At 64.5% G+C, this 19,590-nt stretch carries 22 protein-coding genes; 8 read left to right on the top strand and 14 right to left on the bottom strand.

From position 1 onward, the window contains the following. Window positions 1–99: 99 nt before the first annotated feature. Both OO12_RS04415 and OO12_RS04410 read right to left on the bottom strand, forming a co-directional pair. Window positions 100–906 (bottom strand): aminoglycoside phosphotransferase family protein, encoded by an 807-nt coding sequence (locus OO12_RS04415; protein ID WP_034157423.1) that lies wholly within the window; start codon window positions 904–906, stop codon window positions 100–102. A gap of 62 nt (window positions 907–968) precedes the next feature. After that, window positions 969–1,397 carry a hypothetical protein gene (locus OO12_RS04410; RefSeq protein WP_034157422.1) on the bottom strand — a complete coding sequence of 143 codons (429 nt, stop codon included), beginning with the start codon at window positions 1,395–1,397 and terminating at the stop codon, window positions 969–971. A 97-nt stretch (window positions 1,398–1,494) separates the two neighbouring features. Between OO12_RS04410 and OO12_RS04405 the strand changes: the two genes are divergently transcribed. Together OO12_RS04405 and OO12_RS04400 are read left to right on the top strand one after the other, a co-directional pair. After that, window positions 1,495–2,352 (top strand): HpcH/HpaI aldolase/citrate lyase family protein, encoded by an 858-nt coding sequence (locus tag OO12_RS04405; RefSeq protein WP_034157421.1) that lies wholly within the window; start codon window positions 1,495–1,497, stop codon window positions 2,350–2,352. Between the two features lie 89 nt (window positions 2,353–2,441). Beyond that, window positions 2,442–3,896, top strand: coding sequence for an ATP-binding protein (locus tag OO12_RS04400; protein WP_034157420.1), 1,455 nt, complete (start codon window positions 2,442–2,444; stop codon window positions 3,894–3,896). Between the two features lie 16 nt (window positions 3,897–3,912). Here OO12_RS04400 and OO12_RS04395 read toward each other — a convergent pair whose 3' ends face one another. Beyond that, a complete protein-coding gene (locus OO12_RS04395; RefSeq protein ID WP_160296735.1) occupies window positions 3,913–4,719 on the bottom strand; it encodes a helix-turn-helix domain-containing protein in 807 nt (268 codons plus the stop codon). A 9-nt stretch (window positions 4,720–4,728) separates the two neighbouring features. On the opposite strand from OO12_RS04395, the gene OO12_RS04390 reads away from it, so the two are divergent. Next, the gene (locus tag OO12_RS04390) at window positions 4,729–5,208 is read left to right on the top strand and encodes a nuclear transport factor 2 family protein (RefSeq protein WP_200887379.1); all 480 of its coding nucleotides are present in this window, start codon (window positions 4,729–4,731) and stop codon (window positions 5,206–5,208) included. Here the strand turns inward: OO12_RS04390 and OO12_RS04385 are convergent. The 3 genes from OO12_RS04385 to OO12_RS04375 all read right to left on the bottom strand — a co-directional run bounded on the left by OO12_RS04385 (window position 5,198) and on the right by OO12_RS04375 (window position 8,093). After that, window positions 5,198–5,773: a cytochrome b gene (locus OO12_RS04385; RefSeq protein WP_034157419.1), complete on the bottom strand. Its 576-nt coding sequence runs from the start codon at window positions 5,771–5,773 to the stop codon at window positions 5,198–5,200. The genes OO12_RS04390 and OO12_RS04385 overlap by 11 nt on opposite strands. A gap of 13 nt (window positions 5,774–5,786) precedes the next feature. Continuing rightward, window positions 5,787–6,566: a SapC family protein gene (locus tag OO12_RS04380; RefSeq protein WP_034157583.1), complete on the bottom strand. Its 780-nt coding sequence runs from the start codon at window positions 6,564–6,566 to the stop codon at window positions 5,787–5,789. Between the two features lie 78 nt (window positions 6,567–6,644). Then, window positions 6,645–8,093, bottom strand: coding sequence for an FAD-binding oxidoreductase (locus OO12_RS04375; RefSeq protein ID WP_034157418.1), 1,449 nt, complete (start codon window positions 8,091–8,093; stop codon window positions 6,645–6,647). A gap of 101 nt (window positions 8,094–8,194) precedes the next feature. Here OO12_RS04375 and OO12_RS04370 point away from each other — a divergent pair, with 101 nt between their 5' ends. The 3 genes from OO12_RS04370 to OO12_RS04360 all read left to right on the top strand — a co-directional run bounded on the left by OO12_RS04370 (window position 8,195) and on the right by OO12_RS04360 (window position 10,490). After that, window positions 8,195–8,668, top strand: a complete 474-nt coding sequence (locus tag OO12_RS04370) for a hypothetical protein (protein WP_034157417.1) — start codon at window positions 8,195–8,197, stop codon at window positions 8,666–8,668. 136 nt (window positions 8,669–8,804) lie between these two features. After that, entirely contained in the window at window positions 8,805–10,274 is a 1,470-nt protein-coding gene (locus OO12_RS04365) for a DEAD/DEAH box helicase (RefSeq protein WP_034157416.1), read from the top strand. Between the two features lie 6 nt (window positions 10,275–10,280). Further along, complete coding sequence (locus OO12_RS04360; protein ID WP_052215533.1) at window positions 10,281–10,490, top strand: DUF1289 domain-containing protein; 210 nt, start codon at window positions 10,281–10,283, stop codon at window positions 10,488–10,490. 56 nt (window positions 10,491–10,546) lie between these two features. On the opposite strand, the gene OO12_RS04355 is transcribed toward OO12_RS04360, so the two are convergent. From OO12_RS04355 to OO12_RS04340, 4 genes are all read right to left on the bottom strand, one after another. Further along, complete coding sequence (locus tag OO12_RS04355; RefSeq protein ID WP_034157415.1) at window positions 10,547–11,167, bottom strand: glutathione S-transferase family protein; 621 nt, start codon at window positions 11,165–11,167, stop codon at window positions 10,547–10,549. Window positions 11,168–11,217: 50 nt separating this feature from the next. Next, window positions 11,218–12,093 carry a dienelactone hydrolase family protein gene (locus OO12_RS04350; protein WP_034157414.1) on the bottom strand — a complete coding sequence of 292 codons (876 nt, stop codon included), beginning with the start codon at window positions 12,091–12,093 and terminating at the stop codon, window positions 11,218–11,220. A 183-nt stretch (window positions 12,094–12,276) separates the two neighbouring features. Further along, window positions 12,277–13,365, bottom strand: coding sequence for an MBL fold metallo-hydrolase (locus tag OO12_RS04345; RefSeq protein ID WP_034157413.1), 1,089 nt, complete (start codon window positions 13,363–13,365; stop codon window positions 12,277–12,279). 89 nt (window positions 13,366–13,454) lie between these two features. Further along, the gene (locus tag OO12_RS04340) at window positions 13,455–14,312 is read right to left on the bottom strand and encodes a LysR substrate-binding domain-containing protein (RefSeq protein ID WP_034157412.1); all 858 of its coding nucleotides are present in this window, start codon (window positions 14,310–14,312) and stop codon (window positions 13,455–13,457) included. Window positions 14,313–14,447: 135 nt separating this feature from the next. Between OO12_RS04340 and OO12_RS04335 the strand changes: the two genes are divergently transcribed. Next, a complete protein-coding gene (locus OO12_RS04335; protein ID WP_235364682.1) occupies window positions 14,448–15,953 on the top strand; it encodes an MFS transporter in 1,506 nt (501 codons plus the stop codon). A gap of 66 nt (window positions 15,954–16,019) precedes the next feature. On the opposite strand, the gene OO12_RS04330 is transcribed toward OO12_RS04335, so the two are convergent. Further along, entirely contained in the window at window positions 16,020–16,700 is a 681-nt protein-coding gene (locus OO12_RS04330; RefSeq protein WP_034157410.1) for a DUF1013 domain-containing protein, read from the bottom strand. A 354-nt stretch (window positions 16,701–17,054) separates the two neighbouring features. Between OO12_RS04330 and OO12_RS04325 the strand changes: the two genes are divergently transcribed. Continuing rightward, the gene (locus tag OO12_RS04325) at window positions 17,055–17,426 is read left to right on the top strand and encodes a VOC family protein (protein ID WP_235364681.1); all 372 of its coding nucleotides are present in this window, start codon (window positions 17,055–17,057) and stop codon (window positions 17,424–17,426) included. A gap of 80 nt (window positions 17,427–17,506) precedes the next feature. Here the strand turns inward: OO12_RS04325 and OO12_RS04320 are convergent, their stop codons facing one another. The 3 genes from OO12_RS04320 to OO12_RS04310 are packed head-to-tail and all read right to left on the bottom strand — an operon-like array spanning window position 17,507 to window position 19,476. Further along, entirely contained in the window at window positions 17,507–18,736 is a 1,230-nt protein-coding gene (locus OO12_RS04320) for an EstA family serine hydrolase (RefSeq protein WP_034157409.1), read from the bottom strand. Window positions 18,737–18,778: 42 nt separating this feature from the next. Continuing rightward, window positions 18,779–19,144, bottom strand: a complete 366-nt coding sequence (locus OO12_RS04315; RefSeq protein ID WP_034157408.1) for a DUF1048 domain-containing protein — start codon at window positions 19,142–19,144, stop codon at window positions 18,779–18,781. A gap of 2 nt (window positions 19,145–19,146) precedes the next feature. Next, window positions 19,147–19,476, bottom strand: a complete 330-nt coding sequence (locus tag OO12_RS04310) for a PadR family transcriptional regulator (RefSeq protein WP_034157580.1) — start codon at window positions 19,474–19,476, stop codon at window positions 19,147–19,149. Between the last annotated feature and the right edge of the window lie 114 nt (window positions 19,477–19,590).

Genomic DNA, 19,590 nt, shown 5'->3' with positions numbered 1-19,590 from the left:
AGATAACCACTGAGCGCTCACAAGTAGGCACAGATTTGATACCAGGTATCATCCATGTGCCCGCCCAGAACGGCGTCGCAGGCCGCAACATGGGAAGGCTCAGCGCTTGTCGATTTCTGCTGCCGCGATTTCCGCGATGCGCAGGGTCGGCACGACATGTTCATCCTCGCCGTCTTCGATCAGCCATGTGGCCGAGAGTCCGGCCCAGGCGAGGACCCATTGCAGCAAGCGTTTGCGCTCCAGCCGCGCGGCGCGAGCGACGATGTCCACTTGCCGGCTTAGCCGGCCAGGGGCCGTGGCAATTGCGTGATCGGGATTGCAGAAGAGGTTGGCATAGTCGAAGCCACGCTCGCCGATCAGCCGCTTCGGGTCGATGGCGAGCCAGCCGCGCGCTCCAAAGTCGAGGATATTCCCGTGGTGGATGTCGCCGTGCAACGGAACGACGTCGCGCGGATCGGCCAGCAACAGTTGCGCGGTGTCGGCACACCGGCCGAATATGCCATCTTCGCGCATGGCCAGGAGCGCCTGGAACCAGTCGGACAACGGGACAAGATCAGGTCGCGGCGCGACGCGCGGCGCATGGAGCCCGGCAACAGCTGCGCAAATGATCAGGCTCGCATCGTCATCCATTCCCTGCGTCGCCATGTCCGCAAGCGAGCGGCGGCCCGTCGCCCGCTCGAGCAGGATGGCGTCGCCGCCATATGCGAGGACGCGGGCAGCACCGATGCCGCCCCACCATAGCATCAGGCCGGCGCCCCATTTTTCCTCCGATCCGATCGCGACTTTCAACATCGCCGGCGCGCCATCGCGCAGGACCGGCAAAAGTCGGCTCGAATGGGTGACGATCGGGTCGCCATCGGGCAGCAGCCCCCAGCGATCGATATAAGTCGTGAAATGATCATCCATGGGCAGGTCTCTTCATCCGCTTTCGCGCAGACGGCCATGAGCAGTCGACAGCAACAATCATGTCAGCCGACGCGCACGATCACCCAGCTGACCAGCGCCATGCCAATGCCGGCGGCGATGCTCGTGGTGTATCCGGTGCCTCGTGAGCGAGACCAACCGCTCAGCGCGAGGCTGAACAGCAGGGCGTAAAGGCCGATGATGAAGCCCAACACCATCAAGATCCGCGCCCCGATCAACGGAAAAGAAGCGGCGACGGCTTGTGGGGCTTGGGGGTGCAGCACTGCCGCCAGGCCAGTCGACGCCACGACGGCAACGACGAACGCCACTGACGAGCTGACGGCAAAGCCGATGGAAAGCGATGCCGTCCGGCCACGACTGCCCAACGCCAGAAGCGTTCCCAGAAACGCCGCCGCGAATCCGCCGAGAAACGCGCTCAGGCCGCCGACCTGAGCGGCCATGGTCGAAAGATAAGCGGGAGAAAGCTGTTCCATGGGCGGACATTAACCGCGAACACCATCCGGGCAAGGGCAGGTTGGCATGCGATCGCGCAGGCATTGAGGGCTGCCCATATACAGCTATGAAGGGCGTATGACACGCCCGCGCCGCAGCTTGCTCTATATGCCCGCCTCAAACCTCCGCGCGATCGAGAAGGCGCGCGAATTACCGTGCGATGCGGTGGTGCTCGACCTTGAGGACGCTGTCGCACCCGAGGCCAAGGCCGCCGCGCGGGAAACAGCGGTGGCGGTGGTGCGCGAAGGCGGATTCGGGCGGCGCGAGCTGATCATCCGCGCCAATGGGCTGGACACGCCCTGGGGACGCGACGATCTGGCAGCACTGGCAGCGGCTGGCCCGGATGCGATCCTGGTGCCCAAGGTCAACGATGCGGCGGAGGTCGTCGTCTATGACGCGCTGATCGCCGCGGCGCCCGAACGCACCAGGCTCTGGGCGATGATCGAGACCACGCGCGCGATGTTCCGGCTGGACGAGATCGCCGCGCAGGCGCGCGCGACGCGGCTGACCTGCTGGGTGATGGGCACCAACGATCTAGCCAAGGAAATGCGCGCGACGCTGGACGGAGAGCGGGTACCGTTCCTGGGCTTCCTGGCGCAATCGGTGGCGGCGGCGCGGGCCTATGGGCTGGCCATAGTCGACGGCGTGTTCAACACGATCGACGATGAGGCCGGGCTCGAGGCGCAGTGCCGGCAAGGGCGGGCATTTGGTTTCGAGGGCAAGACGTTGATCCATCCGAAGCAGATTGCCGTGTGCAATCGAGTGTTCACGCCAAGCGACGCGGAAATTGCCGCGGCCCGGACTGTAGTGTCGGCGTTTGCCTTGCCGGAGAATGCCGACAAGGGCGCGCTCCGCGTCGAGGGGCGGATGGTGGAGCGGTTGCACCTGGCCGAGGCCGAGGCGACGATCGCGTTGTGGGAAGCGCTTTCCGGCTAGGTCTTTCTCCGTGCCGGGAAGGAGCGAAAAGGCAGCGCCCCTACCGTTACCCCTTGCCCCCCTGCCCCTGCATCGGCCATGCCGATCCCATGACGTTTCAGGTGGACATGGGCACCGACGGCGCGGGTAAGAGCGTGCCGATCGATCTCGAAGAATTGCTCGCGACGCGGCTGCTCGTGCAGGGCAATTCGGGGTCGGGCAAGTCGCATCTGCTGCGCCGCCTGCTCGAACGCAGCGCGAACCAGGTGCAGCAGATCATCATCGATCCCGAGGGTGACTTCACCACCTTGGCCGGGCCCTACGGTCATACCGCGATCGAAGCGGTGGCTTATTCGGTCAATGAAGTCACCCGCTTCGCCGCACGCTGCCGCGAACATCGCGCGTCGGTGGTGCTCAGTCTCGAGGGCCTCGAGATGGAGGGGCAGATGCGCTGCGCCGCCGCCTTTCTGTCGGGCCTGTTCGATGCGCCGCGCGAATTCTGGTACCCGGCTCTGGTGGTGGTGGACGAGGCGCAGATCTTCGCACCCGCTGCCGGCGCCGAAGTGTCGGAAGAGATTCGCCGCGCCTCTCTGTCGGCGATGACCAACTTGATGTGCCGCGGGCGCAAACGCGGCCTGGCCGGGATCATCGCCACGCAGCGGCTCGCCAAGCTATCGAAGAATGTCGCCGCCGAGGCATCCAACTTCCTGATGGGGCGGACCTTTCTCGACATCGATATGGCGCGCGCCGCCGATCTGCTCGGCATGGAGCGGCGTCAGGCCGAAGCGATCCGTGATTTGCAGCGCGGCACTTTCCTGGCGCTTGGGCCGGCAGTGTCGCGACGCCCGGTCGAGATCCGCATCGGCGCGGTCGAAACCTCGGCGCGCAGCGGCAGCCCGATCCTGACGCCGCTGCCCGATGCGCCGGCGGCGGACATGAAGCAGTTCCTGCTCGAAGGGCTGGAGGATATGCCGCCTCCGCCGCCCCCTGCTCCGCCGCGCATCGCGCCGGCCGAGGAGTTGATCGAGCGGATCGTTCATCCGGTGGAATCCGAACCGGCGGCACCCAAGCCGGCCGAGGATCCGGCGTTCATCGAACAGGTGATCCGCGACGTGATGCGCGCGATCGTCGCCGATCCCGATGCGGCGTCACGCACCGCGGCGGTGCTGTTCCAGGATTTCCAGGTCCGCTGCCGCATGGCGGGCGTATATCGCGCACCGCTCGACACTTCGGCCTTTGCCCGCCGGCTGGCGGCGGCGCGGGCGGGGATCTTCGAAGGCCTGGATGAGGAATGGGCCGATGTGATCCGCGCCGCCGACGATCTGCCGGATGATATGCTCGGCGCGTTCCTGCTCGTCGCGCGCGCAGCGAAGGACGGCGAGCCATGCCCGAGCGACGAGGATGTCGCGCGCACCTATGGCACCAGTTCGCTCGGCCGCGCGCGTCGCGTGATGAGCTATATGGAGGGGCGCAACATTCTGGTCACGCGCACCGATTTGTCGGGGCGGCGGTCAATCACGATACCGGGGCTTGGCTGGACCACGGCCGCCGCCGACGCGGCCTGATTTCACGGCGCGGTCGCTATTCGCCGATCGCCATCCGGCCTTTGGCGAGGCGCGAGGGTTCCATGCCGAACATGGCGCGAAACGCCGCGCTGAAATGCGCCGAAGACGCGAAGCCCCCAACCATCGCCGCCGCCGTCAGCGTCTCGCCCCGCGCCATCGCGGTCATCGCGGCGCGCATCGCCACCCAGAGCCGGTAGCGGCGCAGCGGGACGCCGGTCGCGTCCTTGAACAAATGGCGCAGCCGGGATTCGGATAAGCCGACCCGAACCGCAAGGGTATCGAGCGAAAGCCGGTCGCCGGCACGTCCGTGGAGCATCGCCAGCGCCGTCTCGACCCGCGGGTCGATCGCCCGGTCAGCCGGTGGCGAAAGCAACGATTCGAGCGCGGTACGTGTCGCCGTCCAATCGGCCCTGTCGTCGGCCAGCGCGGTCAGGATGCGGATCAGGGCATCTTCCACGCTGAGGTCGAACGCGGCATGCGGTGCCGGCCCCTGAGCGGAGGCGCGCAGCCGGGCCAGATCCTTGCTGAAGGGATCGAGATAAAGGAACACCATGCGGCCCCGCGTATCGGCGAAATGGTGCAGCGTGCCAGGCGGGATGACGACGCTGCGGCAGCGGCGGTAGCGGCCCGATGTCGCCACGGGCGGATCGCCGACCCCAAACGCATCATCGAGGCCGAGCGCAACCACCGCGACGGCATTGCGATGCGCCGAGAGGTTGAGCGCCGGGCCGATATAGACTGCCCGGGCGCCCCAGGCGAAGATTCGCGCCGCCGGACCCGCCGCAGCCGCATCTTGAAAGCATGGTCGGACCAAACTTGCCATGACGGCATCATGGAACATGATTGGACGAGACGCACCATGGTCAAGGCGATTTCCGTGCTCGGCGCGATCGGCGCGATGCCAGCATTGGCCGATCCCGGATCAAGCGAAACAGGGGTTCGGCAAGCGCTCGAACGCTATGCCGCGGCGTGGACCAAGGGTGACCTCGCGTTGATCGTCGCATGCTATCATGATGATTTCACGCTGCATTATTTCGGCCACTCCACCCTGTCCGGCGATCATGCCGGCAAGGCCGAAGCGCTCAAGGCCTTGGCGGCCTTCTCACAACGCACCCGGCGCAAACTGATGGGGATCACCGCCATATTGGCGGGTGACCGGCTCGGCGTGATCGTCGCGCGCGAAAGGCTGATGCAAGGCGAACAACCGATCGAGGTCGATCGCTTGCTGGTCTATCGCGTGACCGATGGGTTGCTGGCCGAATGCTGGGTCTATGATCAGGACCAGCGCCTGATCGATTCGATCATCGGCTGAACGGGAGCGAGCGCCTGACCCGCACCCCGGGCAGCATCCGTGCGAGTATGCCATCGCGCAGCACGAAATGGTGGCGCAGCGCCGCAAGGATATGCAGCAGGATCAGCGCGAGCATGAGCAAGCCGAGCGGCTCATGCGAGTTGCGCGCGGCCCCGGCGATCGCCTTCGACACCGGCAGGTAGGGGATATCGAACAGGCCGAACCAGTTGAGCGGGCGCAGCACCTTTGCGTTGGAGACCATTGCCCAGCCGGTCAGCGGCAGTGCGAGCATCAGAGCATAGAAGCCGAAATGCACGGCGTGTGCCGCCGACCGTTCCCAGCCGGCGATTTCCGCCGGCAAACGCGGCGGACGGTGCGCCAGCCGCCAGGCGATGCGCGCCACGGTCAGCACAAGCACCGTCATGCCGATCGATTTGTGCAGTGGGATGATGCCCTTCACGCCATCGAACAGCGATTCGTGGAGCAGGGCGAGCGCCAGATTGACGATCAGCAGGACCGCGAGGGTCCAGTGCAGCGCGATCGCGCCCCTGCCATAACGATCGGTCCTGGCAAGGGCGCTGCGCATAATGGCCGTCCGATCAGATCGTCAGTTCAGGCACCGGCATCTTGCCCAGCTGAACCTGCCGCGCGAAGATATCGCGCATCAGCGGCAGCGAGAAGAGATGGGCGTAGAGCAGCGGGAGCATGCCATTCTTGTGGATCTTGCGCAGCTGATCGCCGCGCATATCGGCCAGCTTCTCTTCATTGATCATCTGGAAGCCGCGATACACGAAGGGCTGCTCCGCACCTTCGGGCTGGATCGAGACTTCGCCTTCCATCAGCAAGTCCATGTCACGGAGCTCGCCCATGAACTGGTTGGTGCGCGCACCTGCCTGTTCGAAGGATTCGTTGAACGCGAGGACGTTCTTGACCAGTTCGGTCGGCTGGCCGTCCGCGAACAGCGGCTCGCCCTCGTCGAAATTGCCCAGCGCGTCGGAGGTCGGATCGAAGCACAGCGACAATTCCTGCGCATCGGGACGCAGCCGTGCGAGCATGTACGGGTAGCGGCGGACATAAGCCGGCACGTAGAAATTATTCTCGAGCAGCTTGCCGTCGTCGCCGATGAACACGTTGACGCCCTCATTCAGGCCCATCAGCGCGATTGGGATCGCATCGTCGCCCGCGGTGAAGACGATCGGCATGAAACGCTGTACCAGCGTGAATTCGTCGACCGTGACCGGAACGGTGTGATGGTTGATCAGGAACGGCGCGCTGTCCATCGCCCGTGCGCGATAATTGGCATGTGCTTCGGACGAAAGCGGCTCAAGCGCATTGTAGAAGAGCGGCAGTTGCGATTGCTGTTGCGGCGCGCTGGCCATCATAATCTCCATTAAAACGGTCGTCGTTGATTAGGGCGCCCCAGAATCTATCTGACACAAGCCGAATGGCCCGTGGCTCTATGGCTTGGCGGGCGTCGGCGCAAGCGTCACGAGCTTTCCGGGGTTGAACAGACTGTGTGGATCAAGCGCGCTCTTGATCGCGCGGAGCGTGGCCATGCGTGCAGGCGATGAAAGGCGTTCGAGTTCGCCGAGCTTCATCTGGCCGATGCCATGTTCGGCGGAGATCGATCCGCCGCTGGCGACAACCAGGTCATTGACGAAACGAGTCACGCCCGGCGCATCCTCGGCATACCAGCGGACTGGATCGATACCGACGGGTGCGCGGACGTGGAAATGGACATTGCCGTCGCCGAGATGACCGAAACCGCTGGCATGAGTGCCGGGAAATCGCGCCTCGCACGCCGCTGCCGCTTCGATCATGAAGCGCGGCATGCCGGAGACCGGAACCGAGATGTCATGCTGGACGGCGGGTCCAGCGGCGCGTTCGGATTCGGAGATCGAATCACGCAAGCGCCAGAATGCCTCGGCTTGTGCTTCGCTTGCGCCGATCACCGCGTCGGCGGCGAGGCCGTCGGACAGCGCGGGGGCAAGCAAGCGTTCGAGCAAGGCGGCAGGCGCCTCGGCCGCGTCATCCGTCGCGACCGCTTCGATCAGCACATGCCATGGATGGTCACCGCCAAGCGGCGCGCGCGTGCCCGGAATGTGACGCAGCACCAGACCGAGCGAATCCGCGGGCACGATCTCGAAGCTTTCGATCGCCTGAGTCGCGCCCTCGAGCCGGCGGAGCAAGCGCAAGGCGGCATCGGGGCTCTCCAATCCGACCCAGGCAACCGCGCGGGCCGTGACCGCAGGGACCAGGCGCAGCGTGGCGGCGGTGACGATGCCGAGCGTCCCTTCCGCGCCAATCAACAGCTGGTTGAGATCATAGCCGCGATTGTCTTTCTTCAGAGCAGCGAGTCCGTCGTGGATCGAGCCGTCGGGCAGCACCGCTTCGACGCCCGCGACGAGCGTGCGCATCGTGCCGAAGCGCAACACCTGAGTGCCGCCGGCATTGGTCGAGACAAGGCCGCCGATCGTCGCACTGCCGCGTGCGCCGAGCGTGAGCGGGAAGCGGCGGCCCTGTGCCAGGGCGGCGGCATGGAGATCGGCAAGGATCACGCCCGCTTCGGCGACCGCGAGATTGTCGGCCGGTGCGATGCCGCGGATGCGGTTGAGCCGGCGCAGCGACAGGATCAGCGCGGAGCCGTCCGCCGGCGGCGTCGCCCCGCCGACCATGCCGGTGTTGCCGCCCTGCGGCACCAGCGCCACACCCTGTTCCCGCGCCAGCGCCACAATCGCCGCCACGCCATCGGTGCTCTCGGGCGACAGGATTGCGGGACTGGCGCCATGATAGCGGCCGCGCCAGTCATGCAGCCAGGGATCGATATCGGCGGGATCGGTCAAGACCGCCTTTGCGCCAAGCGCGACGCGGACGGAATCGATCAGGCGGGATTGCGCTGAGGTCATGGCGGAGCGCTATCACGCGTCGTCATGCAGGCCAATCGCGATAGACCCTGCATCATTAGTTCATCGACTGTTCAAACGTTTGCGCTAATCCTTGGCGGTTCATGCCGAATCCGATCGTCCCTGTTCTGATCCTGTTGCTGGTCGCACCGCCCCCTCCCGACAAAGACCGGGAAAACAGGGGTGTGCTGGTGGCACAGCTGACGATTCGGCAGCGAATCATCATCCGCGTGCCGCGCCCGCCGGTCGGTCCGCCGCCAACGGTCGATATCGACATCCCCGATTCCCCGCGACGCATGGCGGAAAAGAAGGGCCCAAAATGCATTCCCGTGCAAAGCTTGGCCGGGTCGGCGGAGGCGCGCAAGGACAGTGTCGACCTGATGATGGCCGATGGCAGCAGGATGCGCGCAAAGCTCGACAATGATTGTCCCGCGCTCGATTTCTACGCCGGCTTTTATATCAAGAAGACGCCCGACGGGATGATCTGCGCCGAACGCGATATCATTCGCTCGCGCTCCGGCCGAGCCTGCCCGATTTCGTCGTTCAAGCGGCTGCAATCGAAGCACGGACGAGACTAGAACCCAAACCAAGGCATTATAAGAGTCGGGGGTAAAGGTCGGATTGACGCCTTTACCTTGACTTTTGCCCTCTTATCCGCAAGCGCTCCGTTACTGGCTGGTGGCTTTCCCCAAGCCTGATTTTTCCGGATATCGCATGACTTTTGCCGATCTCGGCCTTTCCGACGAACTTTTAAAAGCCGTGAACGAGTCCGGTTATACCGAACCGACTCCAATTCAGGCGAGCGCGATCCCGAGCGTGTTGATGATGCGCGACATTGTCGCCATCGCCCAGACCGGCACTGGCAAGACCGCCGCTTTCGTGCTGCCGATGATCGACATCCTCGGCGAAGGGCGCAGCCGTGCGCGCATGCCGCGCTCGCTGATTCTCGAGCCGACGCGCGAACTCGCTGCTCAGGTGGCGGAGAATTTCGAGAAGTACGGCAAATATCACAAGCTTTCGATGGCGCTGCTGATTGGCGGCGTGTCGATGACCGACCAGCAAAAGGCGCTGGAAAAGGGCGTCGACGTGCTCATCGCAACGCCGGGCCGGCTGATGGACCTGTTCGGGCGCGGCAAGATATTGCTCACCGGTTGTTCGCTGCTGGTGATCGACGAAGCCGACCGCATGCTCGACATGGGGTTCATTCCGGACATCGAGGAAATCTGCACCAAGCTGCCCAAGCAGCGCCAGACTTTGCTCTTCTCCGCCACGATGCCGCCGCCGATCAAGAAGCTGGCCGACAAGTTCCTCGACAATCCCAAGACGATCGAAGTGGCGCGTCCCGCGACCGCCAACATCAACATCAAGCAATGGATCGTACCGGTCACCGCGTCCAAGAAGCGCGAGAAACTGACCGAGCTGTTACGCGCCGAGGATGTACGGACCGCGATCATCTTCTCCAACCGCAAGACGACGGTGCGCGAACTCAACAAGGCGCTGCAACGCCAGGGTTTCCGCTCGTCGGAGATCCATGGCGACATGGAACAGTCACAGCGCATTGCCGAACTCGACCGGTTCAAGGCGGGCGACGTCAATATCCTGGTCGCCTCCGACGTTGCGGCGCGCGGACTCGACATCAAGGGCGTGAGCCACGTCTTCAACTTCGACGCGCCCTGGCATCCGGATGACTATGTCCACCGCATCGGCCGTACCGGCCGGGCGGGCGCGACGGGTGTCGCCTTCACCCTGGTGACGTCCGACGATGCCGAGAATATCCAGAATATCGAAAAGCTGACCGGGCTGAAGATCGACCGCTACGAAGGCGCGACCGACATCGCCGCAGCCGATGACGATGGCGACGCCAAACCACGCGGCCGCTCGCGCGCCAAACCCGCCGCGAAAGGCCGCGCGCCCAAGGCGGCACCGGTCGAGGCCGATGCGCCCGGGGTAGAGGAAGCACCAGCCCGCACGCCACGCGCGCCGCGCGAGGCCCGGCCGGCACGCGAAGCCCGTCCCGCCCGGGAAGAACGGCCCGCACGCGAGGCGCGGTCGCCCCGCGACGAGCGCCCCGCACGTGACGAACGTCCGGCGCGTGACAAGAATCGCGTGGCCGAAGATGGGCCCGATGACGGCTGGAACGGCCCGATGCCGAGCTTTCTGAGCGCCAAGCTCACCACCGATTGATCAGCGATGGACGGGATTTTCGAAACCGTCCCCGTGGTGCGGATCGCGAGTCCGTGCATCAATATCTGTGACATCGATGATGTCACAAGCCTGTGCGCCGGCTGCGCACGCACGATCGATGAGATCGCCGGCTGGACCAGCGGCTCGCCGGAATGGCGTGACGCGGTCATGGCGGCGCTGCCGGCCCGCGCGCGGGACCGGAATCAGTCCCGATAGCGCCGTCACCCTGGACTTGTTCCGGGGTGACGGTGTGCTTTCATCGCGACTGGAGATCAGGCGGGCTGCTGCGCCGGCATCAGCGCATCGTCCTTGGCATTGCCGCGCCGGTACGCCTCGCGTTCCGTGAGGCGCGCGACATAATCGACAAAGGCGTCGCGCTTCGGCAGCGTGCCGAACTGCGTGCCCCAGGCGACCTGCGACCCGACATAGACGTCGGCAGCGGTAAAAGTGTCGCCGGTAATATAGGGATGCGCCGACACCGCCTTTTCGAGCACATCGACCATCAGGTCGTAATTGCCATAGCCGGCCATCCGGCCCTGCTCGGCGGTCGGCGCGAAACCGAGCGACTTGTTGGTGACCGCCTGCTCGGTCGGCCCTGAGGCGAAGAACATCCAGCGGTAATAATCGGCTCGGTCAGTGGCCGGCGGCGCAAGGCCGGCGGCGGGAAAGGCATCGGCAAGATAAGCGCAGATCGCGGCGCACTCGGTCACAACATGGCCGTTATGGACGATCGCGGGCACCTTCCCCATCGGATTGACCGCGAGATAGGCCTCGCCCTTCATCGACGAAGCATAGTCGAGCACCACCGTCTCATAGTCAGCGCCTGTCTCTTCGAGCATCCAGCGCGCGATCCGGCCACGTGACATCGGGTTGGTGTAAAAGGTCAGGCTCATGGCACTCTCCATTTTCTGATTTCAGGAACAAATATGGAACATTTTCCCGTTCAACCGTCAAGATGGCTGTGCAGAAAAGCGATGGTGCGCTCCCAAGCCAACGTCGCCGCTGCCTCGTTATAGCGTTCCTTCGACGTGTCGTTGTTGAAGGCGTGATCGACCCCGTCATAGGTGTATGCCGTCACGTCCTTGCCCGCCGCCTTGAGCGCCTCGGTCCAGGGCAGGCCGGTCGCCGCGACACGCTCATCCTTGCCGGCATAATGCAGCAGCAAGGGCGCCTGCACCTTGATCGCCTCTTCCGGCGCGGGGGCCGGGCCATAATAGGCGACGCCAGCCGACAGCGCATCGCCCGCCGCGACCGCGACGCGATTGACCAGCGCGCCGCCCCAGCAAAAGCCGATGATCCCCGCCTTGCCATTGCCATGGTCGCGCGTCCGGAGCCGCGCGATCGTCCCGATCGCACTGGCAATGACCGCGTCGTAATTCGCCTTGCCGATCAGGTCGCGCGCGGCATTCTCATCGGCGGGTGTGCCGCCCTGATCGGAAAGAAAATCGGGCGCGACGGCATAGAATCCGCCCAGCGCGACGCGGCGCGTGACATCTTCGATATGCGGGGTCAGCCCGCGATTTTCATGGATCACCATCACCGCGCCCGCGCCCCTGGCGTCGCGCGGTGCCGCGAAATAGCCGGTCATGCTCTTGCCCGGACCGATATCGTAGCTGCCTTTGCGGGTAATCAGGCGCGGGTCGGCGGGGTCGATGATCGCGGCGGCGGCGGGCGACGCGGCGATACCCGCGATCAGAACCTCCGCGGCGGCGACCGATCCGGCCAACGCGGCCATCTGACGCAACAAGGTGCGGCGATCGCGATGCTCATGGGTGAAAGCATCATAGATCTGGATGGCACGGTCGCGAATATCGGACATTGGCGGCTCCGAAGATGAATCACCCCCCGGCATTGGGTATCACCCTAACCCGTTCGCCCTGAGCTTGTCGAAGGGCAGTTCTTCTTTTCTTGCGGCAGAGAGGAAATAAAGCAGGACGGTGGTTGGCCTGCCGTCGCCGAACGGCCCGATAAGCTCAGCACCAACGGTCGGCAGGTTCGCTCCTTAAGCCGCGCGATACCACCACACGCCGTCGACCACCTCCTTCACCGCCCTGCCCTCGATCTCCAGCCGGCGAAGATGCGCGAGCGCTTCGCCGGTCGCCATGCCGAGCATGTCGGGGCCGATCGCGCGGCGAAACAGCCGGCCGAAACAATCCACCGCGCGGCGCGGTTCGGCGAGGAAGACCTCGAGTTCGTCGAGCCGCTCATTATGCTCGCGGTCCATCGCATCGAGGCGAGCATGAAGACCGGTGAACGGGTCGCCATGCCCGGGCAGGACAAGCAGATCATCACGGAGCGTCTTCAGCTTCGCGATCGAGGCGAACCATTCGCCGAGCGGATCGGCATTGGGTTCGGTCACGCCGAGCGAGACGTTGGGGCTGATGCGCGGCAGCACCTGATCGCCGGAGATCAGCACCCCGGTCGCGTCGTTGAGCAGGCAGGCATGTTCGGGGCTATGACCTGAACCGACCACCACATGCCATGACTGGCCACCGATGGTCAGCGTATCGCCATCCTTGATACGCGTGAAGCTGAGCGGCATCGGCGTGACGATCCGGCGGAAACCGGCCCAGCCGCGTTCCGCGGCATGGGCGATCTGCTCCTCGCTCCAGCCGGCGCCGACGCGCATCGCGGTGACCTCAGCCGGAATCGCATCGCGTGCATCGGCGACAAGCATCTGCGCGGTCAGCCATTCGCCGCGCGTCATCACCAGCGGGGCCGCGTGATGATCGCACATCCAGCCGGCAAGGCCGATATGATCGGGGTGAAAATGCGTGCCGATCATTTGCGTCACACGCACGCCGGCAAGCGGTCCCTTGAACACGGCCTTCCAGGCCGCACGCGCCTCGGTCGTGTTCATGCCGGTATCGATCAGCGCGACGCCATCTCCATCATCGAGCAACCAGCAATTCACATGCTTGAGCGGGCCTGGAACCTTGAGCCGGACCCAGCGCACGCCTTCGGCCACCGTCATCACATCGCCGTCGGCCGGCTCGGCGCCACCGAACGGATAGGTCAGTCCCTTATGGCTGGTGGGCACGAAGCTCTCGTCGGGAACGAAGGCAGCATCGGAGTGAGGCGCGGTCGACATAGGTTGCGGGTAGCAACGGAATGGCGCGACTGCCAACAACTATGTGCCCATCGCCGCGACGGGGACCAGTCACAGCCGGCTGCGGTGCCTCAACCGGAAGAAGCGCGATGCTCCCGAAAGGCGCATGCCAGAGTGCGCAGCGCATCGCGGGATTTGGCGTCGGTCAGCGTGGAATGCAGGACGATCTCCGAAGACGGCAGCGGTGGCAGGCCGAAGCGCTGGCTGACTTCGACCGAACCGGCCGGTGCAAGACGATAGGAAAAGGCTGAAACCGCCAGACCGGCCGAAACCGCGGCGGTCACGACCGACGACCCGCCGCCGAGGAAAACCTCGGTCCAGGCGATACCGGCGGCGTCGAGTGCGCGCGTCGAGATATCGCGGACGCCGCAGACGGGCGACAAGGCCGCCAGGCGGAGCGGTTCGCCCTGGCGATGCTCGAACTGCGGCGCCGCGAACCAGCCGAAATGCTCCGGCCCCAACACCTCGCCATCGCGACGGTCGTCTTCGCGGCGAATGATCGCGGCATCGAGTTCGCCGCGGTCAAAGGCGTCGAGCAAGGCGCGTGATGTATCGAGTTGTACTTCGATCGTGAGGCCGGGGTCGTGCGCGTTGAGCCGCGCCAGCAATGTCGGCACTTCCGGGCCGGCGACATGCGCGGCGATACCCAGCGCGAAATGGCGGCGGGACGATGACAAAGCGGCGACCGCCCGGTCATGCGCGCAGAGAAAGTCGCGCGCGGCTTCAAGGAACACCGCCCCTTGCGCAGACAAGCGCACAAGGCGAGGCGTTCGCTCGATCAGCCGGTGATCGAGTCGCTCTTCAAGCCGCTTGAGCTTGACGCTGACCGCACCTTGCGTGCTGCCGAGCGCTTCGGCGGCACGGGTAAAGCTTTGCAGGTCGGCGATCGTCACAAAAGCTCGCACCGCCTCCACATCAAGCGTCAGCATCTCATCTATCCATATCTGTCGTCTCTGAAATATTTAACCATCCAATTCTGTTATGATCAAGCGCCCATTATGTCGCCTTGGCCCATTCCGGCGTCGAAAGGCCGAACCATGCCCCTCCCATCCCGCAGCCAAAGCATGATCGCTCTGGCGGCCGTCTGCCTCTCGTCGCTGATGTTCGGCCTGGAAATTTCCAGCGTGCCGGCGATCCTGCCCACGCTGGAACAGGTGCTGCACGCGGATTTCAGCCAGCTGCAATGGATCATGAACGCCTACACCATCGCCGTGACGACGGTGCTGTTCGCGACCGGCACCCTGGCCGACCGTTATGGCCGCAAGCGGGTTTTCCTGATCGGGATCACTGCCTTTGGCGCAACATCATTGCTGTGCGGCCTGACGGACAATGTCGCCGTGCTGATCATCGCGCGTTTCCTTCAGGGCATGAGCGGCGGGGTCATGCTGATCTGCCAGGTCGCGGTCCTCTCGCAGCAATTCAGTGGCGCGCGCGAACGCGGCATGGCCTTTGGATGGTGGGGGATCATCTTCGGGATCGGTCTTGGCTTCGGCCCGATCATCGGCAGTGCGATCGTCGCGTTGTCGAGCTGGGAATGGGTCTTCCTGGTCCATGTCGTGCTGGCGGCCATCGTGACGCTGCTTGCCGCCATCGGCGTCCGGGAATCGCGCGATCCCGGCGCCGATCGCCTCGATGTTGTCGGCATCGTCACTCTATCGCTGTCGGTATTCTGTCTCGCTTTCTACATCACCCAGGGACCGGCGCTCGGTTTCGGCAGCCCCGCAGCACTTGGCGTCATCGGCCTGGCCGGGGCGAGCTTCATCGCGTTCATCGTCGCTGAGAGGATCAGTCCCCGGCCGATGATCGATTTTGGCGTGTTCCGCATCCGGGCGTTTTCCGGCGCGATCATCGGGTCTGCCGCGATGAACATCAGCTTCTGGCCATTCATGATCTATCTACCGATCTGGTTTCATGCGGGGCTTGGTTATGACACCGTCACCGCCGGAACCGCGCTGCTTGCCTATACCCTGCCGACCCTGTTGGTACCGCCCGTGGCGGAGCGGCTGTCGCTGCGCTACCGCCCCGGCCTGGTCATTCCCGCAGGCCTGGTCACAATTGGCCTGGGATTCTTCCTGATGAAGGCAGGCGCCGACGCCGCGCAGGCGAGCTGGTTGACCATATTACCCGGCGCGCTGCTCGCCGGGATCGGACTCGGCCTGACCAACACGCCGGTCACCAATACCACCACGGGCGCGATATCGAGCGATCGCGCCGGCATGGCGTCGGGCATCGACATGAGCGCGCGAATGATCTCGCTGGCGATCAATATCGCGATGATGGGCTTCATCCTGATCAGCGGCGTGGCGGCGCACCTCAAGGGTGTTTTGCCGCAGTCGATCAGCACGACGGAACTCTATTCTCTCGCCGAACGGATCGCCGCCGGGAATGTGGCTTCGGTAGCGGCGCTGCCGGACACGGTGATCCATGACGCGCTCGTGCATGGCTTTGGCTGGGTGATGCTTTATGGTGGCATCGGCGTCTGGCTGCTCGCCGGGATCAGCTTCATCGTCTTCGGGCTGCGGGAAGACGCGCCAACGCCGGAGGCGCCAGCGATATCCTGCACGCCATAAAATCGAGGACGGGATCAGCGGGCCGCCGCCGCGCCAGTCACAACTGGCAGGCGGCGACCCGAAAGGTCAGCGCTTGAACAGATTCTCAGCGGTCGGCTCTGCCGAGACAGGCGCCTCGCCGGCTTCCACCGCTTCGGCATCGAGCACCGCCTGCGCACGCTGGGCGCGCAATTCGGTGATCAGCGCCTCGCGATCGCCTTCCAGACGGGTATCGACCGGCGCCTCGAGGCCAGCCGCCTTGGCCGCCTTGGCCACGGCCGCGTCAAGCTCGCGCTGCGTGGTCAGGCCCAGGGTCACCGGGTCCTTCGGGGTGATGTTGGCGATGTTCCAATGGCTGCGATCGCGGATCGCCGCAATCGTGGTACGGGTCGTGCCGATCAGGTTGCCGATCGCGCCATCGCTGATTTCCGGATGGTTGCGGATGATCCAGGCGATGCCATCGGGCTTGTCCGAGCGCTTCGATACCGGCGTGTAGCGCGGCCCCTTTGTGCGGCGGACCTGCTCCGGACCCTTCAGGATCTTCAGCGAATATTCCGGATCGGCCTGACCCTTGTCGATCTCTTCCTGAGTCAGTTCGTGCGCACGAACGGGGTCGCGGCCAGTCAACTTGGTCGCGGCGGTATCGTCGGCGATCGCTTGAACCTCAAGGATGTGCAGGCCGCAAAATTCGGCGATCTGCTCGAACGAAAGCGAGGTATTGTCGACGAGCCACGACGCGGTCGCATGCGGCATGAGCGGCTGAGCCATGGGGAAACTCCTTAAAAACAGAAAGGGCCGCCCCTTTCGGAGCGGCCATGTGCTGGTGCCTGACTTACTGTGATTGGCCGGGAGTGGCAAGGCAGCGCGTGCGGTGACCCTCCGGGCCCTCCATCAGTGCCGGCCAGCCATTTGCGTTGGCGACGCGGCGGCGGTAAACCGGCGTGTCGAAAAAGGCAGGGTCGGTTCCGGTAAGCCCGACCCCTTCCTCCCGGAAGCTCTGCTCCGCGCATCCGCGCGAGAACCCACGACGCGAGCCCGGCCCGTGCCGGGGGCTCGCGTTGGGTGTGCCGCTTTTCGATTGGCTCCAGCGCGGGTTTAAATCCGATGGAGCTGACAATGCGAATGAACCACCTTGACCTTCATGTCCCCGACGTCGCGGCGACGCGCGATTTCCTGATTGAGCATTTCGGCCTGACCGAAGTGGAAACGCGCGGCGCCGACGGGCTGGCAATCCTCAACGACGATGCAGGGCTGGAGATCGTCATCAGCCGGCCGATCGCAAAATTCGGCGGCATGGACCAAATCTCGCTCGGCCGCGCGACATACCATATCGGTTTCATCCTGCCGGTGCGCGAGGCCGTGGACGCGCTCCATGCCAGACTGGTAGCGGCGGATGCCGAAATCTGGAACGCTCCCAGCGCGATCCGTGGAGGCTGGGTGTTCTATTGTTTTGCGCCGGGACGCATCCTGATCGAGGTCGGGTGGCGCCCTTGAGGAGGCCGCACCGAGACGAAGCCGGGTTGTGATCCGTACACCTCACTCTGATCGCGCCCGCCCACTCCGCTGGCGACGATCTACACCTTGCCGAGACACTTTCTTACGGCGGCCGTCAGTTCGATGGCGCGCGGATCGATCAGGGCAGCCGGCCAGAGATTCGGAACATAGCCAAAGCCAACCCGGGATTCGGGATCGGCAGCCCCCAGCGATCCGCCGCTGCCCGGATGGCCAAACGACGCCGGGCCGAGCAGGGGATGGATTGGCGGGGTGGACCGCCAGAAGCCGAGCGACATGTTGAATAGGTTCTGCGTGGCGGGCAGCAGCGCCGGCGGAACGCCGTGCATGCGAGAGCGATCGGTCTGGACCTTCGTCATCTCCGCGACCGTGTCGGGCTGGAGCAGGCGGAAGCCATCGACCTCGCTCACCGTTGCGGCGTACATGCGGGCGATGGCGTGGGCGTTGGCGAACATGTTTGCGGCGGGGAACTCCGCCGCCCGATAGGCCCGTAAGTGCATGTTCTCCTCGGTGACGCCACCCACCGCGCCAGCCTTCATGAAGACCGAACCCGGTCCGTAAACATCCTTCACCACGGCCCCCGCCACGGCGGGATCCAACCCCATGAGCTTGCCGAAATCAGCCACCATGTCTTCCATGGAATTGTAGGGGAAAGGGGCCGCCTCGAGCTTGGCAACCCGCGGCTCATGCTCTTCGGGTAGGCCGATCCATGCGGACAACCCGAGAGGGCGGGCGATTTCCTCTGCGAAGAATGTGCCCAGGGACTTCCCCGTGATGCGCTTGACGACCTCCCCGACGAGAAAACCGTACGTCATCGCATGATAGAGATGCTCTGCGCCGGGGGTCCAGAGCGGCTGCTGCACCTCCAGTGCACGAACCAGCGGATCCCAGGCGCATGCTTCCTCGAACGTCACCGGCGTGTCGACATAGGGAAGGCCCGCCTGGTGGGAGAGCAAATATCTGACCGGGAGCTTGTCCTTGCCCGCCGCGCCGAATTCTGGCCAGTAGCGGGCGACGGGAACATCGAGATCAAGCTGGCCCCGCTGGACGAGAAGGTGAGCGCACATTGCGGTCGCACCCTTTGTGGTCGACGCGACGAGCGCGACCGTGTTCCGCTCCCACGGGAGATTCCTCTGGCGGTCGGCGAGACCACCCCAAAGATCGACCACGACGCGCCCGTCGACATAGACGCAGCATGCGGCGCCCAAGTCCTTCCCGTCCCTGAAGTTGGCGCGGAAAGTGTCCGCCACCTGCTCCCAGCCGTCCTCGACCATGCCATCGACCTCACGCATCGCCTCGTGCCTCCCTCCGCAGGACAGCCTTTCTCTCTCTCATCACGGTTCGTTGCCCGCGACGCGATCGATGGCATCGATCAGCCGTTTCCGCTCCTTGTCGATCCACTGACCCTCCGAGTAATTTTGGAGGAATGCCTCGGCGAACTCCACGGGGTCCTCCCCAACGATCGCGCGGATCGGGATTCCGCTCGCAGCACTCTCGTCGAAGAGATCCGCGAGATCTTCCAGCATCGACACCAGGGTGTCGCCCTTCGTTATCGACCCGAAATACATCAGGTACCGATCCAGCGCATCGATCGCCGCCCGATAGTTCTCGGGAAGCTGCTCCGTGCGCGCCTTGTATTGCCGATAGCGTTTCTTCTGCCCGATCGCCCCTGTGACCTGCTCGATCCACTCAATGGCCATGTCTATTTCCTTTCCGTGTGGAGCTGTTCGAGCCGTTCCGCGAGGAAGCTCCACGTCCTCCAGAACTCTTCAAGATATTCCTCTCCCCGAGCGTTGAGCGAATACACCTTGCGCGGCGGCCCTTTCTCGGAGGGGATTTTCCTCACATCGACGAAGCCCTTTTGCTCGTTCCTGATAAGCAGGGCGTAGACAGTGCCTTCGGCGATGTCGGAGAAGCCCTGCTCCCGCAGCCGGGCCGTAATCTCATAGCCATAGGCGGGCTGCGCGGAGAGGATCGCGAGGACGATGCCCTCCAGCGTGCCCTTAAGCATCTCCGTCATCTGCTTGCCCATGGAGCACCTCCTCATTATACTTAGCGCTGCTAAGTACCAGTATGTAGCAATGCTACATAGCCGCCGTCAAGCCCTTGTGCCTGAGGCAGGTGTCGGCTCTGCGATGGGGGTGCA

It is taken from the genome of Sphingomonas sp. ERG5 (genome assembly GCF_000803065.1).
GTDB lineage: Bacteria > Pseudomonadota > Alphaproteobacteria > Sphingomonadales > Sphingomonadaceae > Sphingomonas.
The sequence above is the reverse complement of the archived record's forward strand: the minus strand, read 5'-3'. Positions and strand labels throughout refer to the sequence as shown.

Bases quoted from the DNA above. Each gene is read 5' to 3' on its own strand.
- OO12_RS04415 (WP_034157423.1), bottom strand. From the start codon at position 906: ATGGATGATCATTTCACGACTTATATCGATCGCTGGGGGCTGCTGCCC.
- OO12_RS04410 (WP_034157422.1), bottom strand. From the start codon at position 1,397: ATGGAACAGCTTTCTCCCGCTTATCTTTCGACCATGGCCGCTCAGGTC.
- OO12_RS04405 (WP_034157421.1), top strand. From the start codon at position 1,495: ATGACACGCCCGCGCCGCAGCTTGCTCTATATGCCCGCCTCAAACCTC.
- OO12_RS04400 (WP_034157420.1), top strand. From the start codon at position 2,442: ATGACGTTTCAGGTGGACATGGGCACCGACGGCGCGGGTAAGAGCGTG.
- OO12_RS04395 (WP_160296735.1), bottom strand. From the start codon at position 4,719: ATGGCAAGTTTGGTCCGACCATGCTTTCAAGATGCGGCTGCGGCGGGT.
- OO12_RS04390 (WP_200887379.1), top strand. From the start codon at position 4,729: ATGGAACATGATTGGACGAGACGCACCATGGTCAAGGCGATTTCCGTG.
- OO12_RS04385 (WP_034157419.1), bottom strand. From the start codon at position 5,773: ATGCGCAGCGCCCTTGCCAGGACCGATCGTTATGGCAGGGGCGCGATC.
- OO12_RS04380 (WP_034157583.1), bottom strand. From the start codon at position 6,566: ATGGCCAGCGCGCCGCAACAGCAATCGCAACTGCCGCTCTTCTACAAT.
- OO12_RS04375 (WP_034157418.1), bottom strand. From the start codon at position 8,093: ATGACCTCAGCGCAATCCCGCCTGATCGATTCCGTCCGCGTCGCGCTT.
- OO12_RS04370 (WP_034157417.1), top strand. From the start codon at position 8,195: ATGCCGAATCCGATCGTCCCTGTTCTGATCCTGTTGCTGGTCGCACCG.
- OO12_RS04365 (WP_034157416.1), top strand. From the start codon at position 8,805: ATGACTTTTGCCGATCTCGGCCTTTCCGACGAACTTTTAAAAGCCGTG.
- OO12_RS04360 (WP_052215533.1), top strand. From the start codon at position 10,281: ATGGACGGGATTTTCGAAACCGTCCCCGTGGTGCGGATCGCGAGTCCG.
- OO12_RS04355 (WP_034157415.1), bottom strand. From the start codon at position 11,167: ATGAGCCTGACCTTTTACACCAACCCGATGTCACGTGGCCGGATCGCG.
- OO12_RS04350 (WP_034157414.1), bottom strand. From the start codon at position 12,093: ATGTCCGATATTCGCGACCGTGCCATCCAGATCTATGATGCTTTCACC.
- OO12_RS04345 (WP_034157413.1), bottom strand. From the start codon at position 13,365: ATGTCGACCGCGCCTCACTCCGATGCTGCCTTCGTTCCCGACGAGAGC.
- OO12_RS04340 (WP_034157412.1), bottom strand. From the start codon at position 14,312: ATGCTGACGCTTGATGTGGAGGCGGTGCGAGCTTTTGTGACGATCGCC.
- OO12_RS04335 (WP_235364682.1), top strand. From the start codon at position 14,448: ATGATCGCTCTGGCGGCCGTCTGCCTCTCGTCGCTGATGTTCGGCCTG.
- OO12_RS04330 (WP_034157410.1), bottom strand. From the start codon at position 16,700: ATGGCTCAGCCGCTCATGCCGCATGCGACCGCGTCGTGGCTCGTCGAC.
- OO12_RS04325 (WP_235364681.1), top strand. From the start codon at position 17,055: ATGAACCACCTTGACCTTCATGTCCCCGACGTCGCGGCGACGCGCGAT.
- OO12_RS04320 (WP_034157409.1), bottom strand. From the start codon at position 18,736: ATGCGTGAGGTCGATGGCATGGTCGAGGACGGCTGGGAGCAGGTGGCG.
- OO12_RS04315 (WP_034157408.1), bottom strand. From the start codon at position 19,144: ATGGCCATTGAGTGGATCGAGCAGGTCACAGGGGCGATCGGGCAGAAG.
- OO12_RS04310 (WP_034157580.1), bottom strand. From the start codon at position 19,476: ATGGGCAAGCAGATGACGGAGATGCTTAAGGGCACGCTGGAGGGCATC.